Origin of the sequence: Mesorhizobium sp. M1078, assembly GCF_040318615.1 — a bacterium.
GTDB lineage: Bacteria > Pseudomonadota > Alphaproteobacteria > Rhizobiales > Rhizobiaceae > Mesorhizobium.
Genome location: NZ_JAMYMP010000001.1, coordinates 720,877 through 737,714, shown reverse-complemented (window position 1 = coordinate 737,714; position 16,838 = coordinate 720,877). Strand labels below are relative to the sequence as shown.

Genomic DNA, 16,838 nt, shown 5'->3' with positions numbered 1-16,838 from the left:
CGTTGGAGGCAATACACCTCGCTCCCGGTCTTGCGAAAGCAGGGCCGGGATCGCACCGCCCTTACCCAGCCGGCTGACGAGATGAGCAAGAGCGAACGCCCCAACCCGCTGTTCCGCAACCTCAATGCGAAGGTCGCCTCGATCCCGATGATCCTCACCGCGTCGGTGGTTTTCGTCGGCGGCACCGTCTGGACGGTATTCTATTCCTTCACCAATTCGAAGCTGCTGCCACGGCTGAATTTCGCCGGGCTCGATCAGTATTACCGGCTGTGGGTGACGCCGCGCTGGCTGATCTCGATCGAGAACCTTTTGATCTACGGCGCGATCTCGCTGGTGTTCTCACTGGTCATCGGCTTCCTGCTTGCAGCGCTTCTCGACCAGAAGATCCGTTTCGAGGACACGTTCCGCACCATCTTCCTCTATCCGTTCGCGCTTTCCTTCATCGTCACCGGCCTGGTCTGGCAGTGGCTGCTCAATCCGGATTTCGGCATCCAGCATGTGGTGCGGGACCTCGGCTGGACGAGCTTCAACTTCGACCCGCTATACAATTCCAGCATCGTCATCTACGGCATTTCGATTGCGGCGCTGTGGCAAGGCACCGGGCTCATCATGTGCTTGATGCTGGCCGGCCTGCGCGGCATCGACGAGGACATCTGGAAGGCGGCGCGGGTAGACGGGATCCCCATGTGGAAGACCTATCTGTTCATCGTCATCCCGATGATGCGGCCGGTTTTCATCACCACGCTGGTCATCATCGCGTCGGGCATCGTCAAGGTCTACGACCTCGTTGTCGCCCAGACCAGCGGCGGCCCCGGAATCGCCTCCGAAGTGCCGGCCAAATATGTCTATGACTACATGTTCTTCGCACAGAATCTTGGCCAGGGCTTTGCCGCCTCGACCATGATGCTGCTCTCGGTGGTGATCGTCGTCGTGCCGTGGGCCTACCTTGAATTTGGAGGCAGGAAGCGTGGCTGACCCGGCCGTCCCTTTGCCCGCCAGCGCGGGTGCAGCCGAGCGCGAAGCCTCCGGGCCGCGCGGGCCGAAGCCGCGGCATGTCTTCTCGCGCCGCAATATCTTCCTCTATGGCACGCTGATCGTGGTGGCAGTCTACTATCTGCTGCCGCTCTATGTGATGGTGGTCACCTCGCTTAAGGGCATGCCCGAGATACGGATGGGCAATATCTTCTCGCCGCCGCTTGAAATCACGTTCGAACCGTGGGTGAAGGCGTGGGCGACGGCCTGCACCGGCCTCAATTGCGACGGGCTTTCGCGCGGCTTCTGGAATTCGGTGCGCATCACCGTTCCGTCGGTGCTGCTGTCGATCGCCATCGCCTCGGTGAACGGCTATGCGCTCGCCAACTGGCGCTTCAAGGGCGCCGACACATTCTTCGTCATCCTGATCGTCGGCGCCTTCATCCCTTATCAGGTGATGATCTATCCGATCGTCATCATCCTGCGCGAGATCGGCCTCTACGGCAGCCTCAGCGGCCTGGTGATCGTCCATTCCATCTTCGGCATGCCGATCCTCACGCTTTTGTTCCGCAACTATTTTGCCTCGATGCCGGAAGAGCTGTTCAGGGCGGCACGGGTCGACGGCGCCGGCTTCTGGGGCATCTTCCTGCGGATCATGGCGCCGATGTCGCTGCCGATCTTCGTCGTCGCCATCATCCTGCAGGTGACCGGCATCTGGAACGACTTCCTGTTCGGCGTCGTCTACACCCGCCCCGACACCTATCCGATGACGGTGCAGCTCAACAACATCGTCAATTCGGTGCAAGGCGTGAAGGAGTACAACGTCAACATGGCCGCCACCATCCTGACCGGCCTTGTGCCACTCATCGTCTACTTCATTTCCGGCAAGCTTTTCGTGCGCGGCATCGCCGCCGGTGCGGTGAAAGGGTGATGGCGATGACGGCAGCCAACGGCACCAGCGTTTCGATCCAGGACCTGTCCCTGAATTTCGGCTCTGTATCGGTGCTGCAGACCCTCAATCTCGAGGTCGCAGAGGGCGAGTTCATCGTGCTGCTCGGTCCCTCGGGCTGCGGCAAGTCGACCTTGCTCAACTGCATCGCCGGGCTGCTCGATATTTCCGAAGGCCGCATCTTCATCAAGGGCAAGAACGTCACCTGGGAAGAGCCCAAGGATCGCGGCATCGGCATGGTGTTCCAGTCCTATGCGCTTTATCCGCAAATGACGGTGGAGAAGAACCTGTCGTTCGGCCTGCGCGTTGCCGGCGTGCCCAGGGACGAGATCGCCAAGCGCATCGCCCGCGCCGCCGAGATCCTGCAGATCGAGCCGCTTTTGCAGCGCAAGCCCGCGGCCTTGTCCGGCGGCCAACGCCAGCGCGTGGCGATCGGGCGGGCGCTGGTGCGCGACGTCGACGTCTTCCTGTTCGACGAGCCACTATCCAATCTCGACGCCAAGCTGCGCTCGGAACTGCGCGTCGAAATCAAGCTTCTGCATCGCAAGCTGCAGAACACCATGATCTACGTCACCCACGACCAGATCGAGGCGATGACACTGGCCGATCGTATCGCGGTCATGCGCGGCGGCGTCATCCAGCAGCTCGACGCGCCGCAGACGATCTACAACCGGCCGGTCAACCGGTTTGTCGCCGGCTTCCTCGGCTCGCCGGCGATGAATTTCCTCGAAGGGGAGCTGGAGGCCAGTGCTGCTCCAGTGTTCAGGACCGACGGTGTTTCGGTGCCGCTCGATCGCTATACCTTTGACGGCACGGAGCGCCCGGCCGGCGCTTGCGTGCTGGGCATCCGGCCTGAACATATCGCTTTCGGTGACGCGGCGAAGTCGATGCCGTTTTCCGCCCGCGGTTCGGTCGAGATCGTGGAGCCGATGGGTTCCGACACGCTGGTGTGGACGAAGCTTGCCGGCCGCAACCTCTCCTTCCGCGTCGAGGCGGAACGGACGCTGCGCAGCGGCGATCCGATCCAGTTCGGTTTCGATCCGGCGCGCGCCTCGCTGTTCGACGCTGCGACCGGCGATCGCCTGTGACCCTCTAGAATCATCCGCAAACCATCCTCCCAAGAACGATCCCCCTAAAACGATCTCGCGAAAACGATCCCCCGAAAACATCCCCAAGCCTTAACCACCCAAGAAACGGACAGAGACGATGAACTGGTCATTCCAACTCTACAGCGCCCGCAATTTCCAGCCGTGGGACGGCATCCTGAAAATGCTCGGCAAGCTCGGCTACAAGGAAGTCGAAGGTTTCGGCGGCGTCTATGACGACCCCAAGGCGTTCCGCGCCGAACTCGACAAGAACGGGCTTTCGATGCCGACCGGACATTTCTCGATCGATGCGCTGGAGAATGATTTCGACGGCGTACGCAAAACAGCCGACGCACTCGGCATCACGCTCGTCATCTGTCCCTATCTGCTGGCCGAGCAGCGGCCGGCCGACGCTGCCGGCTGGCGCGGCTTTGGCGAGCGTCTGGCCAAGGTCGGCGAGACCGCAAAAAAAGCCGGCTACGGCTTTGCCTGGCACAACCATGATTTCGAGTTCAAGACACTCGCCGACGGCTCGGTGCCGCAGGATCACATCCTGTCGGCTGCGCCCGACATCGGCTGGGAGATGGACGTCGCCTGGGTAGTCCGCGGCGGCGTTGATCCGCTGCCGTGGATCGAAAAGCACGGCAAGCGCATCAGCGCCGTCCATGTCAAGGACATGGCCAAGTCAGGCGAAGGCCTTGACGAGGACGGCTGGGCGGATGTCGGCCACGGCACCATCGACTGGGCCGGCCTGATCAAGACACTTCGGGCGAAGAGCGCGGCCAAATATTACGTGATGGAACAGGACAACCCCAACGACATCGAGCGCTTCGCCAGCCGCTCGCTCGCATCCGTCAAGGCTTACTAGGAACAATCATCATGGCAAAGAAACTGGGTATCGGCGTCATCGGTTGCGGCAACATCTCGAAAGCATATTTCTCGCTGGCGCCGCTGTTTCGCGGCATCGAGATGCGCGCCTGCGCCGACATCAACATGGACGCGGCGAAGGCACGGGCGAAGGAGTTCAAGCTGCGCGCCGAGACCGTCGAAGAACTGCTCAAGGATGACGAGATCGACATCATCGTCAACCTCACCATCCCGGCGGTGCACTACGGGGTGTCGAAGCAGATCCTCGATGCCGGCAAGCACGTCTATTCGGAAAAGCCGTTCGTGCTGTCGGTCAAGGAAGGCCTCGACCTCAAGAGCCGGGCCGAGAAGAAAGGGCTGCGCATCGGTTCGGCTCCGGACACTTTCCTCGGCGGCGCGCACCAGCTGGTGCGCAACCTCATCGACACCGGCGCGCTCGGCAAGATCACCAGCGGCACCTGTCATGTGATGGGCCACGGCATGGAGCACTGGCACCCCAATCCCGATTTCTTCTTCCAGCCGGGCGCCGGGCCGGTGCTCGACATCGGGCCTTACTACATCACCAACCTGATCCAGCTGATCGGGCCGGTGAAGCAGGCGGCGGCCTTCGCGACCACGCCTGCCAAGGAACGCACGATCTCGTCGAAACCGCGCGCGGGCGAAAAAATCCCGGTCAACACGCCGACGACGATCCACGGCCTGCTGGAGTTCGAGAACGGCGCCGTGGTCACGCTCAACACCAGCTGGGACGTCTGGGCGCATGGTCATGCGCCGATGGAACTCTATGGCGAAACGGGCACGGTGTTCGTGCCGGATCCGAATTTCTTCGGTGGCGACGTGCGCATAACCAAGGCGGCAAAACCGGTGAAGAAACTGCCGAAATGGCAGCATCCGTTCGGCGTGCCCAACGAAATGCACGGCCAGGGCATGATGGCCAACTACCGCACCGCAGGCCTTGCCGACATGGCGCTGGCGATCGCCGAGGGCCGGCCGCATCGTTGCTCGATGGAGCTCGCGCTGCATGCCGTCGACGTCATGACCGGCCTGTTGCGGTCGGGCGAGACCGGAATGTTCGGCGCCATGCAGACCAGCTGCTAGGGGCCAGCTGAACTCGGCGTAAAGGACGAAAAAGAAATGTTGGCTAAGCATAAATGTGTTAGATGGGTGTCGGCGCGCTCGCGCCGACACCCATACAATCCAGGATCTGTACCCATGCGCTGGCAGCCGGCTGAACACCGCTATGAGAAAATGCTCTACAACAGATGTGGGCGATCCGGCCTGAAACTACCGGCGATCTCGCTCGGCCTGTGGCACAATTTCGGCAACGACACGCCGCACAAGACCAAGCAGGCGATCGCGCGCAAGGCCTTCGATCTCGGCATCACCCATTTCGATCTCGCCAACAATTACGGCCCGCCGCCGGGCTCGGCCGAGATCGCCTTCGGCGAGATATTGCGCACCGACTTCGCCGGCTATCGCGACGAGCTGATCATCTCGACCAAGGCCGGCTATGAGATGTGGGCAGGGCCTTATGGCGAATGGGGCAGCCGCAAATATGTGCTGGCGAGCCTCGACCAGAGCCTGAAGCGGATGGGGCTCGACTATGTCGACATCTTCTATTCGCACCGCTTCGATCCGGATACGCCGCTTGAGGAAACGATGGGCGCTCTCGACCATGCGGTGCGTTCCGGCAAGGCGCTCTATGCCGGCATCTCGTCCTACAATTCGCAGCGCACGCGCGAGGCGGCCGACATATTGAAGCAGCTCGGCACGCCCTGCATCATCCATCAGCCGAGCTATTCGATGCTCAACCGCTGGGTCGAAGAGGACGGACTGCTCGATACGCTGGAAGGGCTCGGTGTCGGATCGATCGTGTTCTCGCCGCTGGCGCAAGGCATGCTGACCGACAAATATCTCGGCGGCATCCCCGAGGGCAGCCGCGCCAGCCAAGGCAAGTCGTTGCGGCCCGCCTTCATCAACGACAAGACAATCGCCAACATCCAGGCGCTGAACGCGATCGCCGGCAAGCGTGGCCAGACGCTGGCGCAGATGGCGCTGGCCTGGGTGCTGCGCAAGGGCCGGGTGACCTCGGCGCTGATCGGCGCCAGCCGGCCTGAACAGGTCGAGGACTGCGTCGGCGCGCTCAAGGTGCTCGACTTCAGCGATGCCGAGCTCGCCGAAATCGACACTTACGCACGCGAGTCCGACATCAATCTGTGGGCGGCTTCGGCGGAGCGCAAGGGACCGCCACGGAAGTAAGCGGAACAGCCGGCACCGGACATGAATCAAAACGGCGGGAAAGATCCCGCCGTTTTGCGTTTATCAAGCTTCGGGCCCGTTCAGGGCTTCTTGGCCGTGCCGAGACCGGCCTTGGGCGCCGCCGCGGCTGCCGGAGCCGGGGTCTTCATCTTGGCTTCGATCCAACCCGTATAGTTGGTCAATCGCGTGTAGATGCCATAGGCATTCTTGTGGCCGCAAGCGGCGGTGCCGTCGGACGGACCTTCGCCCCAGGAGACGACGCCGACCTGGACCGGACCGTTGGCGCCGGTCATGAACAGCGGACCGCCGCTGTCGCCGTTGCAGGCGTCGCGTTCGCCGCTGTCGGTGCCGGCGCAGATCATGTTCTTGGTCAGCGGATCCGACATATCGGCGGCGATCGCATTGGCGGCGGCATCGATGCCCTTTTCCGAATAACGCATCCGGTGGGAGAGATCGCCAAGTGCCGCCTTTAGGTCATGCGCATAGATCGACTTGATGCCGCTGTTGCAGGCAGCGCTCGGCTCGAGATCGAGATCGGCCACCATCAGCGCGGTCGGGAAGGTGCCGTCCTGCATCTTGCCCCAGCCGATGACCGTGGTCTTGCCGCTGTCTGGCGTCGGCTCATTGGTGATCTTGATGACCGGCGCGTCGGCGGGCTCCGCCAGCCGGAGCAGGCCGAGATCATTGTCCAGCGTCTGTTCGCTGTAGCCCTCGTTGACGATAACCTCGACCACCTTGTAGCGCTTGCCTTCGGTAAGATCGGTGGCGTCGGTCAGCACGGTCACCGTATCGGGCGAAATCGGCCGGCCCTTGTCGTTGAGGCAGTGCGCCGCCGTCAGCACCCATTGCGGCGCGATCAGGCTGCCGCCGCAGAATTGCGCGTTCGGCTGCGAGGCCGGGCTGGGGTCCAGCCGGGCGCTGGTCAGCAGCGCCACCTGGAACGGATAGGCCCCCTTATCGGCTTCCTTGCCGCCATAGACGCGGTCGGCGCCGTCGGGATTCTCGGCCTTGGCCTTGTCCCGGGCTTCGGCAACGCGCTGCATCGGCGAGACCGCCGCTTCCGGCCTGGCGGCGTCGTCGGCTGCATAGAGCGCGTTGACGGCGGGGAAAGCGGCCGCGATGCCCAGCAGCGATGCAGCGGCAAGCGGCCTGAACCGATGGATAATGTTCACCTTGAAACCCTCCTGAGATGAAAAATGCCGAGCCATGCCGCCATGACGCATAACCAACAGAAGCGGTACCGGTACCTCGATCGCCTTCTGCCAGAACGAACGACATCCGCGCGGTCATAAAACCGAAATACGACTTTTGCTAATCGTGCCCCATCGGGCAGAGCCCACCCAAACCCTATAGCCCCCCACGGGCTACGTGGAAGCGATTTGTCATTGCCAATGTTGGATTATTTTAGGCAGTATATCGACGCGGGTGCGTTTGGCGGAGGGCTTTAACGAGGCCGCCCGGCCCGATGATCCGATACGGGCGGGTAACCAAACTAATTTTTTAACTCCACCACGATCTCGACAATATTTCTGTATTTTGCTCCACTCCTTGCTGACTTTTGGGAGAGTCTCACCATGACGAAACTGACAAGCACTATCATTGCGTCCGCACTGCTATCCACCGCACTGTGGACGATGCCTGCCTTCGCCGCCGATCCCGGCTCAGCGAATGCCGGCAATGGCGAAAGCATGCGCGATCTCGGAACGGGCGACTACCAGCCCGGCCGTGCAAAGCCGATCGCGCCGCCGAAACTGACCGAAGATGAAGCCAGCCGGGCAGCGCCGCTGACCGACGAGGGCACGGCGGTCAAATCCTATGGCATCGTCGGACGTTCCGCCGATGGCAAGGACATCAAGATCGATGCAGGCGAGACGCTGAAGGACCTTGTCATCAAGGAATTGAACGCGCCCGCCAACACACCGAACGCCGACAAGACCGGATTGACGGGCGGCGACGAAGCCGGCCGCCAGGTGTTCGGGGCCGACGATCGCGAGCAGATCAAGAACACCAAGACCTACCCGTTCACCGCGATCGGGTATATCGAAGGCAAAGCCAAGAGCGGTTACGGCAGCTGCTCGGGAACCCTGATCGGTCCGCGCACGGTGCTCACCGCCGCGCATTGCCTCTACAGCAATGAAGACAAGGCTTGGCTCGACGACGTCATCTTCGTGCCGTCGCTCAACGGCAACACCGCCGACGATGCACCGTTTGGCGCTTTCAGCTACGAGAGCGTCTATATCCTGCAGGGCTTCATCGACAATTATCAGGGTTACTACGGCTCGGTCATTCCGTGGGACCTCGGCATCATTACGCTGAAGCAGGATGTCGGCACCAATCTCGGCTGGCTGGGTTATGCCAACTATGAGAACCTCGGCGATTTCACCGCAAACATCGTTGGCTATCCCGGCGACAAGCCGATGGGAACGATGTGGAAGGCGACCTGCGAAGTGAAAGCCGAAAACGTCGGCGCGGAGTATTTCCAGTACGACTGCGACACCTATCCGGGGTCGAGCGGCAGCTCGGTCTACGCCTACGACAATGGCGCCAAGCAGCGTGTCGTCACCGGCGTGAACGTGGCCGAAAGCCCCAACGCCAACACTGCGGTGCGCCTGAACGCTGCTAACGTGGCGTGGATCAACAGCCTGTACAAATAAGGCCCGATCTTTCGCCGGCAAACAGCGGCGATAACCAGCACTACCAAACCGGCGGCGGGACGTTCCTGCCGCCGGTTTTTTTGTATCGAAACACCTCTCTTGCACTGTGTTACAGCGGTGCTTACGCTAGGCGATCCAAGGGGTTGGGTAAGATGGCGCGGGCAAGAATGATCTTCGGAGTCAAAGCGATGGCGGCTGCATCCATGCTGGCCGCACTGACATGCTTTTCCGCTATGGCCGATCAAGGCGGTGCCACACCCGATGGCGCCTGGGCCGAGCGGGTGCAAATCCTCTATAAAAGCGAAACACGTTCGGTGCTGCGCAAGAATGTACGGGTCTGGGATTCCCACCCGGAATTGGGTCTTGATTTCACCTGGGAGCCGGCAGCCGGCGTGTCGCCGGACCGCACCGTCGCAGCCGACGGCACCGTCAACGGCAAGGGCAGGCTGGTCTGGCGCGTACGCGGCTCGGCGAGCTATGACCCCAAGACGATCTATTCCAGCTATTTCGGCGAGATCAGGAATGGCCGCCCCGAAGGCCAAGGCCGGCTGGAGCTGCGTTCAGGCGAGATTCTCGACGGCCGTTGGGTCGCCGGCCAGCTCGACGGCCATGCGATCCACGTCGATGCCGACGGCAATCGCTATGAAGGGCAATTCAGGGCCGGTGTGCCGAATGGCGAGGGCAGGCTGGAGACGAAGACAGGCGAGATATTCGTCGGCTCTTTTGCCGATGGGCTGAAGGACGGCAAGGGCCGCACCCGGCTGCCCGGCGGCACCGTCTACTGGTCGCAATGGGCGATGGGCAAGGAGATCGGCGGTGCGCGCCCCGACGTGCTGGCCGATGCCAGAGTGGGCGGGTTGCTCAAGGCGCAGACCGGCGGCGGTTCCGCCGACAAGGTCGAGATCGGCATTGCCGTCGACCAGCGCATGACGCAGCAGGCCGACATGCAGTACCAGCATCTGGTGCGCGACGAAGACATCGCGATCTATCCGGTGTCGGACCAGTACAACGATGCCTGGAACGGCACCGGAGAGATTCGTACCGGCAATGTCTATGAAGGCATGGACTGGGAGACGGCGCCGGCCTTCGCCGAAGTCGACCTCAAGACCACCGACCAGTCGAGGGTCAAGATCGACAGCCTGGAAATGAAGGTGGCCGCGAGCGAGGCCTACCGCAAGCCGATGCTGTCGATCAGCGAGCATTATGGCTGCGTCGGCTTCCGCCCCGACTTCTCGATCGTCAACAACGGCTGGGGCGACGTGAAAGACATGAAGATGTCCATCCAGTTCACCAGGACCGACGAGGAGGACAACGCGACCGGCGAGCCGAGCCGCATGTTCACGAAGGACATCGGCACTTTCGGCGATGGCGTCGACGTCTCGATCAAGGACGTGCTGACTGAAGCCGGCGTCGACACAACCACGCTCGAGACCGAGCGCTTCACCTGCCCGTCAAGGGACAGCCTGGATGTCTGCCGCGCCCAGGTGGCCAACAAGGTCAAGTTCGGCGACGTTGCCGATTACATCAGCGGCAGCGTCGAGAAAATGAGCGTGACCGGGATTGGCAAGCTCGATTATTCCTGGGCGGACGATCAGGGCGCTGTCTACCAGCAGAACGAGCCGTTTCGCGTCATCGTCTCGCTGGTCAGCATCGAGGTCCCAGAATCGCTCGCCGAATGCGGCGATGGCGGCGGCGCGTCGCCCGAAGCGCTGCGCTACCAGAACATCGAATTTCCGATCGGCAAGACCGATTACAGCATCCCCATGCCGGTGCGCGGCAACAAGAACCTCAGCGCCTACACGGCACGGCTGAAAATGTGGTCGTCAATGTCGTCGATCCATCGCTTCAGCATCGCCGCCCATTTCGCCGATGGCAGCACACGCGAGAGCAAGCCGGCCACGTTCTTCTATTTCAGGCCGAAGCAGTCGCTGTTCGAAACCAGCACCAAGCCGGCGGTCTGCTATCTGCCGGAAGATCTGCAAGGCTGTTGAGGTCCTGTCACGTCCTTTCGGGAATCGCGTCATTTCGAGCCCATCTCGAAAAAATTGGGCAGCGGGATCAGCCGGGCAAAGATCGTGCCCTGGCTGAACACCCTGAGTTCCAGCATCGACCCGGACGATCGTTCGGCTTTCTGGTCGAACAGGAAATTGCCGAGCGAATAGATCTCCGCAACATCGCCGCCGCCGAGCGGCAGGATCGCCTCGCTCGATACATGTGGATGACCGCCGACGATTGCCGTGACACCGCGCAGCCGCATCTGGTCGGCAAGCATCTCCTCGCGCGGCGACGGCTCCGTCTTGTACTCGCGGCCCCAATGGACGAAGGCAATCACCGGCCGCTCGGCATTGTCGTGCAGCAGCCGGTCGAGCAAAGCAGGCGTCAGAAGGTCGGTGTTCCTGGAGCCGTTGGTATCGATGTCGGTCAGCCCGACCAGGTCGAGATCGGCAAGCGCCAGCGTCTCGCCCTGCCCGAAATGGGCGATGCCGGCGGCGTCCAGAGCGGCCAGCGTCTCGGCATAGCCTGACGGGCCGAGGTCATAGGCGTGATTGTTGGCAAGGCTGACAGCGGCGACATGCAATTTCTTCAGCATGCCGATGGCGAGATCGGTTGGCATCGCCAGCGTCATGTCGCCGATCGCTTCAGGGACGTTGGGCAGGATGACGCCTTCGAGATTGACGATCAGCGGCCGCGAGCGGGTCAGGGCCAGCACGCTGTCGACGATCTTCTCGGCAACACCGTCGCGGACCAGGATCCTCATCATGGCGCGACCGAAATTCACGTCGCCGGCGAAATAATAGAGCTTGTCGTCGGGACGGGCAGGATTGTTCAAGCCGGGGCCGAAGGCGCCGAACAGCGCCACGACATAGCTGGTGGTGCGCTCGACATAGTCGCTCGAATGCGCCTGCGAGTTCTCGTTGGCGACGACCAGGGGCGCAGCACCGAACAGTTCGCGCTGCAGCCTGGTCTGGATGTAGAGCGCACCGACCGAATCGGCGTGATCCGGCTGGCGCAGCGCCGCGATGCCGTCGAGCGAACCGGCGGCGAGCATGTTCAGCGTCTGCTGGTCGAAACGCCTGGCTTCGTGCTGCGGCAGATAATGCGAGAAATCGGTGGATTCGACGATCAGCGTGTCCTTGTCGACGATCGCTTTCAGCGCCTGCGCCAGCCGGTCCCAGTCGCCGCGCTTCGCCTTGACCGACATCGCCACCGGCACGATGGTTGCCTCCGGAAAATAATGGTGCAGGAAGGGCAGCATGGCTTGAACGCCGTGCTCCTTGGCGAAGAGGCAGGAGTCCTCGACCATGTCGCTGTTCGCCTGGATAAGGCGCAGGGCTGCCGTGTCGGCGAGGACCGGGCCAAGCACAGTGTCGAAGCCGCGCGTCGTGGTGGCGAAGAGTTTCTGCGTCTTGTGGAAATGGTCCGGCGACAGGATGACGATGCGCTTGTAGCGGAAGCTGGACGCGGCGTGGAAACCGAGTGCGATGAGATCTGCGACGAGCAGGTGGTGGGGGACCGTGATGCCGGTGAGGCGTTGGTTGGACGGCTCGATTTTGGCGACGGCGGCGATGGCGTCGGTGAAGAGTGTGGGGTCGTCGTAGAAGGAGGAGAAATTTGTGTCCCCCCGCGGGCAGGTGATGGGGGCGGCGGATGCATGAAGCGGAAATAGGAAGGCAACTGCAAAGACCAGCAGAATGATGGTCCGCGCCAAGGCGCCCCCCTCTGTCCTGCCGGACATCTCCCCCTCAAGGGGGGAGATTGGCAGCTTGGTCGCCGGCTCTTCGTTTAAAACGCTGACAATTGGCGAAGTCGCTGATGACAGCTGATCTCCCCCCTTGAGGGGGAGATGGCCGGCAGGACAGAGGGGGGTGCCTGGGCGCCGACCTCTCACGGCTCAGCCAGCACAATGTTCTCCACGCCGCCGACATAGTAGAACGGCTTCTGCTTGGACGCGGTCAGCCGCAGCACTTCGCGCGAAATGTAGTCGGCGAGGCCGAACAGCGTCACGCCGCCGTCGGAGGTCTTGGCCCGGCCGCGCAGGCCTTCGAGGATCGAATAGGTGAAGACGCCATGGCCGAGCTCGGGCAGTTCGGCGGCGGTGTTGTTGGCAGCGGTGGCCGAGAAGACGACGATGCGTGCGTCCTGCGCGTCTTTTTCCAGGCGCGGGTTGAAGGCGTTGGCGGCGTGGCAGGTGTCGAGCAGCATGAAGCGCATGCCCTTGGCCCGCTCAACCGATTTCTGGATGTCGCCCCAGTCGACCAGCGAGGAGCGCTTCCAGCGGTCGGGATCCTGTTTGCGGCCGTCCGTGGGGATGAAATAATAGTCTTCGTCGATGTTGATGCCGTGACCGGCGACGAAAATGATGGTGGTGTCGTTCTCGCCGGGTTTGTCGAGGAAATCGGCGAGCTGGTCGTCGATGGTGTCGGAATCCGGTTCCAGGATGGTGTCGGCGCTGGCGACCTTGAACACGTCCTTGCCGGAATCGGGCGCCTCATCCAGCGCTTCGCGGTTGACCAGAACCAGCGTCTCCATCGCCGAAAACAAGGGCGCGGATTTCTGCGAGATCACCTTGAGGAATTCGGTGGCGTCATCGACGGGATAGCGCAGATCGCAGGCGTGGCCGGCGCATGCATCGGTGAGGAAAGGATATTTGTCGACGCCGATCACGGCGACGTAGAGCTTGCCCTTGTTGGCTGGATTTTCGGTTTTCCTGGCAAGTGCTGTGACACTGCGCTCGGTCAGATAGCCGAACTCGTTGGTGCCGGTGATGCGAATGGTATTTTCGCCATTCTCGACCGGCACTTCGACGATGGTGCTCTTGCCGCCATCGATTGACCGAGCGGTGACATCGCCGACATTGCGGCTGTCCGACAGGATCGAAAATCCGGCGACATCGGCGCCGGCTTCCTGCGCGCCCGAAATCTCGACGGCGACATAGCCCTCGCGGACGTTGCTCTGGTCGGCGGCAAGCTTGATGCCGAATTCCGGCGGTTTGCGCTCGAGCAGCTTTTCCAGCTCGCGGTCGACGCCGGGGCGCATTTCCTGAACCGCCTGTTCGGCGCTGCGCAGGATGATGGCCCGGCGCACCATTTCCGGGCTCCAGAGATATTTTTTCAGCTGGCCGGCGCTGATGAAACGCCCTTCGTGGTCGCGACCCTGATTGACGTGCCAGCCGATCAACTTGTCGCCGTCGGCGGAGGAATAATAGTAGCCCTGCGGCATCCAGGCGATCCATTCGGAGCCGGCGAAGAACATCGACACTATCAGTTTGTGTGTCTTCAAATTCCACAGCCGCACGGTCTGGTCGGCGCTGCCGGTGACCAACAGCCCTTCCTTCTCGGCGGCAACCATGGCGTTGATCTCGCCGGTGTGGCCGGTGAATTCACCCGATAGCTCGGCGGTCGCGGTTTTGTATTCCAACAGCGTGCCGTCGCTGCCGCCGGTGATCAGGCCAAGCCCATTGCCGATCAGCGTGTAAGCCGAATGGACGAAGCCATTGGTGGCGGAATTCTCGATGCTGCGCATCACCTTTCCGCCGCTCGCGATTTCGAGCACGGCATTCTCCAGGCCGTCCTTGCCGCCGGGGGCAGCACGGAGCGACCACTCACCCTCTGCGAGTGCCGCGCGGGCATAGGCGCCCTGTTCCGCAAACGCCACCGGGTCCTCGAAGAACCGCTCGGCCGTCGGTAGCGCCAGCACCTTGTCCAGCGTGCCCTGCAGCTCGGGACAGGACACGCGTTCAGGGCAGGGGTTGGTGTTGCCCCAAGCGATGGAGCTGCTCGCCGCATCGATCCCGATCGCCGTCACCGGTTCGCCGACCCCTTGCAGCAGCGCCTTGCGCTCGCCGGTCATGGGGTTCCAGACCTGGATGGCGTTGCGGGTGCCGCCGGCTGTCGCCACCAGCGAGCCGTCGGCATTGCCGGCGCCAGCAAAGACCGTGCCGTCATGGCCGTTATAATCGAGCAGTTGCTCGCCGCTGTCGGTATTCCAGACCGCCGAGCGATGCTTGTCGGCGCAGCGATAGCTGCATGACGCAACAAGCCGCGAACCCGTGGCGAAGCTCAGAGCGCCGATCTGGAAATCCTGCTTCGGCATGGCGCGGACGAATTTGCCGGTGCTGGCCTGCCAGAGCTGGACGTCGCCGTCCTTGCTGCCGGTGGCGAACAGGCTGCCATCCAATGACACGGCGAGTGCGGCGACGCCGACATCGCGCAGCGGTTCGGCCTCGGCGGGTAAAGCGATTTCCTCTGACTTGGCGATGTCCCAGAGCCTTATGCCGTTGTCGGTGGTCGTCGCCACCAGCCGGGTTCCCGCAGCGGCGAAGGCGAGCTTTTCCACACGCCAGGAATCGGCATCGAGTTTTTCCGTCAGCGTCCAGCCCGACGCGGATTTGTCGTCCGCCCGCCAGAGGTAGACGAAACCATCGCCACCGCCGGCGGCGAGCGTGTTTCCGTCGGGTGAAAAGGCGACATCATAGATGGCATAGTCGGCGGCCTTGAGCACGGTTTTGATCTTGCCGGTGGTGAAATCGAACAGCCTGACATCGCCATAAGGGGGCTTGTCGCCGATGCCGGCGCCGAAATAACCGCCGGCGGCGATCGTCTTGCCATCCGGCGACACGGCAATCGCAAAGACCTTGCCGTCATTGCCATTGCCAAGATAACCGCGGATGGTGCGGAGCGTCACCCCGCTCTGCCAGTCCCAGATGCGGATGGTCTTGTCGTCAGATGCGGAGACCAGTTCCTCGCCGTCCGGCGTGAAGGCAAGGTCGGTGACCCTGGCGCTGTGGCCGCCGGTGTTGAGATCGAGGTGGAAATCGAGGTCCTCGGCACCGGCGGTTGACGTTAACGCCAGAAGACCGACCAGGATTAGCCACCGGATAGCACGCAAGGGATGGGAGCTGCCCGGCACCTTGTTGCGCCGCTATTTGGAGTCGGCGGGCGGCGGCGACCCGTGACGCACATAATTCTCGATCGCCTGGGCATAACTGGCGGAACCGGCCTTGCGCTCTTTTTCGATGTAGCCGGCAAAATAGCTCCAGAACGACACCGCATAGTCGCGGAAATAGGCATCGGCGACATCGCGCGAACAGAGCTTGCCCTCAACGCAGATGGAGAGACGATTGAGGAAATAGACGATGCGATCAAAATTGTCGTTGAAATCGGCGATCGGCATTGTGCCGCCGCCGGCAGTCATCGCCTGAATGCCAATGCGTTGCCGGAAGACCCGTTCCTCGGTCGGCGACGGCGTGGCGCTGAGCAGATTGTCGTATTTGGCGTTGAGCGACGAGAGGCGCTCCTTGAGCGCGCGCTGCGCCTGCTGAAAATCCTTGCTTTCCCAAAGCTCGACCAGCGACATCGTCTGCTCGACGCGCTTCTGTTCCTGGTTTGCGAGAAACTGGAAGACCGAGAAGGCCAGGGTGAAGATGATCGCCAGGCGCACGGCGAGACCCGACCAGGCGTAGATCAGCATGCGCCAGTCGCGTTCGGTGAAGGGGTTGGCTTCCTTCTTGATCTCGTGACTGCTCGGCCACGGAAAGCCTTCGGTGGTTTCGGGCAAGGTCGCCGGCTTCTTGGCCGGCGGAGGCGCCGATGTGGCCGGCGATTTCTGCGTTGCAGTGCCCCCCGGCTTTTTCATCCGCAGCTGTCCAGTTGGATGGTGGCGGTGGGGTCGAGCACGATGCCGGGTGTCTCCAGCTTCTTTTTCAGGCAATCGAGCTGCGTGCGCGAAATCATGAACTGCACGTCCGGTTCGGCAGCCGCCTTGCTGGGTGACGGCAAGGGCTCGACCACGCCGCGCGAGGCGCAGCTGGAGAGATCGACGACAACGGCCGTGTTGCCGGTCTTGGCGATCTGGTCGTACTGGTCGAGAAAGCAGGTGGCGAGCTCGGAATTGGTGACGATCTGCTTGGCGCACAGGCCGCAATTCTCGTCCGCCGAGGCGCTGGCAACCAGCAACAGGCTGCCGGCAAGGCCGACCGTCGCTGCACGCCAGGAGAGCACGGGGATAGTCACTGATGTCCTCATCTGTTGCATCCAGCCGCGGCGCATAGAA

The 16,838-nt window shown here is 62.3% G+C and carries 13 protein-coding genes; 8 read left to right on the top strand and 5 right to left on the bottom strand.

Features of this window, described 5'->3' with window-relative positions; all coding sequences use genetic code 11:
• Positions 1–81 precede the first annotated feature (81 nt).
• From NKH38_RS03730 to mgrA, 6 genes are all read left to right on the top strand, one after another.
• Positions 82–975, top strand: coding sequence for a carbohydrate ABC transporter permease (locus NKH38_RS03730; RefSeq protein WP_023704232.1), 894 nt, complete (start codon positions 82–84; stop codon positions 973–975).
• Positions 968–1,903 carry a carbohydrate ABC transporter permease gene (locus NKH38_RS03725; RefSeq protein ID WP_023669802.1) on the top strand — a complete coding sequence of 312 codons (936 nt, stop codon included), beginning with the start codon at positions 968–970 and terminating at the stop codon, positions 1,901–1,903. Before NKH38_RS03730 ends, NKH38_RS03725 begins: the two co-directional genes overlap by 8 nt.
• 5 nt (positions 1,904–1,908) lie before the next feature.
• A complete protein-coding gene (locus tag NKH38_RS03720) occupies positions 1,909–3,009 on the top strand; it encodes an ABC transporter ATP-binding protein (protein ID WP_352759156.1) in 1,101 nt (366 codons plus the stop codon).
• 118 nt (positions 3,010–3,127) lie between these two features.
• The gene (locus NKH38_RS03715; protein WP_352759153.1) at positions 3,128–3,874 is read left to right on the top strand and encodes a sugar phosphate isomerase/epimerase family protein; all 747 of its coding nucleotides are present in this window, start codon (positions 3,128–3,130) and stop codon (positions 3,872–3,874) included.
• Between the two features lie 11 nt (positions 3,875–3,885).
• Positions 3,886–4,971, top strand: coding sequence for a Gfo/Idh/MocA family protein (locus tag NKH38_RS03710; RefSeq protein WP_352904329.1), 1,086 nt, complete (start codon positions 3,886–3,888; stop codon positions 4,969–4,971).
• Between the two features lie 114 nt (positions 4,972–5,085).
• Positions 5,086–6,132, top strand: a complete 1,047-nt coding sequence (gene mgrA / locus NKH38_RS03705) for an L-glyceraldehyde 3-phosphate reductase (protein WP_023691995.1) — start codon at positions 5,086–5,088, stop codon at positions 6,130–6,132.
• A gap of 80 nt (positions 6,133–6,212) precedes the next feature.
• Here mgrA and NKH38_RS03700 read toward each other — a convergent pair whose 3' ends face one another.
• Entirely contained in the window at positions 6,213–7,304 is a 1,092-nt protein-coding gene (locus NKH38_RS03700; RefSeq protein ID WP_352759150.1) for a S1 family serine peptidase, read from the bottom strand.
• 402 nt (positions 7,305–7,706) lie between these two features.
• Between NKH38_RS03700 and NKH38_RS03695 the strand changes: the two genes are divergently transcribed.
• Both NKH38_RS03695 and NKH38_RS03690 read left to right on the top strand, forming a co-directional pair.
• Positions 7,707–8,786 carry a trypsin-like serine peptidase gene (locus NKH38_RS03695; RefSeq protein WP_023691993.1) on the top strand — a complete coding sequence of 360 codons (1,080 nt, stop codon included), beginning with the start codon at positions 7,707–7,709 and terminating at the stop codon, positions 8,784–8,786.
• A 188-nt stretch (positions 8,787–8,974) separates the two neighbouring features.
• Entirely contained in the window at positions 8,975–10,777 is a 1,803-nt protein-coding gene (locus NKH38_RS03690) for an MORN repeat-containing protein (protein WP_352759147.1), read from the top strand.
• A 29-nt stretch (positions 10,778–10,806) separates the two neighbouring features.
• Here the strand turns inward: NKH38_RS03690 and amrB are convergent, their stop codons facing one another.
• From amrB to NKH38_RS03670, 4 genes are all read right to left on the bottom strand, one after another.
• The gene (gene amrB, locus NKH38_RS03685) at positions 10,807–12,522 is read right to left on the bottom strand and encodes an AmmeMemoRadiSam system protein B (protein ID WP_352759144.1); all 1,716 of its coding nucleotides are present in this window, start codon (positions 12,520–12,522) and stop codon (positions 10,807–10,809) included.
• A gap of 149 nt (positions 12,523–12,671) precedes the next feature.
• On the bottom strand, positions 12,672–15,695 hold the full coding sequence (locus tag NKH38_RS03680) for a hypothetical protein (protein WP_352759141.1): 3,024 nt from the start codon (positions 15,693–15,695) through the stop codon (positions 12,672–12,674).
• Between the two features lie 12 nt (positions 15,696–15,707).
• Positions 15,708–16,421: a DUF4760 domain-containing protein gene (locus NKH38_RS03675; protein WP_023728549.1), complete on the bottom strand. Its 714-nt coding sequence runs from the start codon at positions 16,419–16,421 to the stop codon at positions 15,708–15,710.
• A complete protein-coding gene (locus NKH38_RS03670; RefSeq protein WP_031202409.1) occupies positions 16,418–16,810 on the bottom strand; it encodes a hypothetical protein in 393 nt (130 codons plus the stop codon). The genes NKH38_RS03675 and NKH38_RS03670 overlap by 4 nt, the downstream gene beginning before the upstream one ends.
• Positions 16,811–16,838 lie beyond the last annotated feature (28 nt).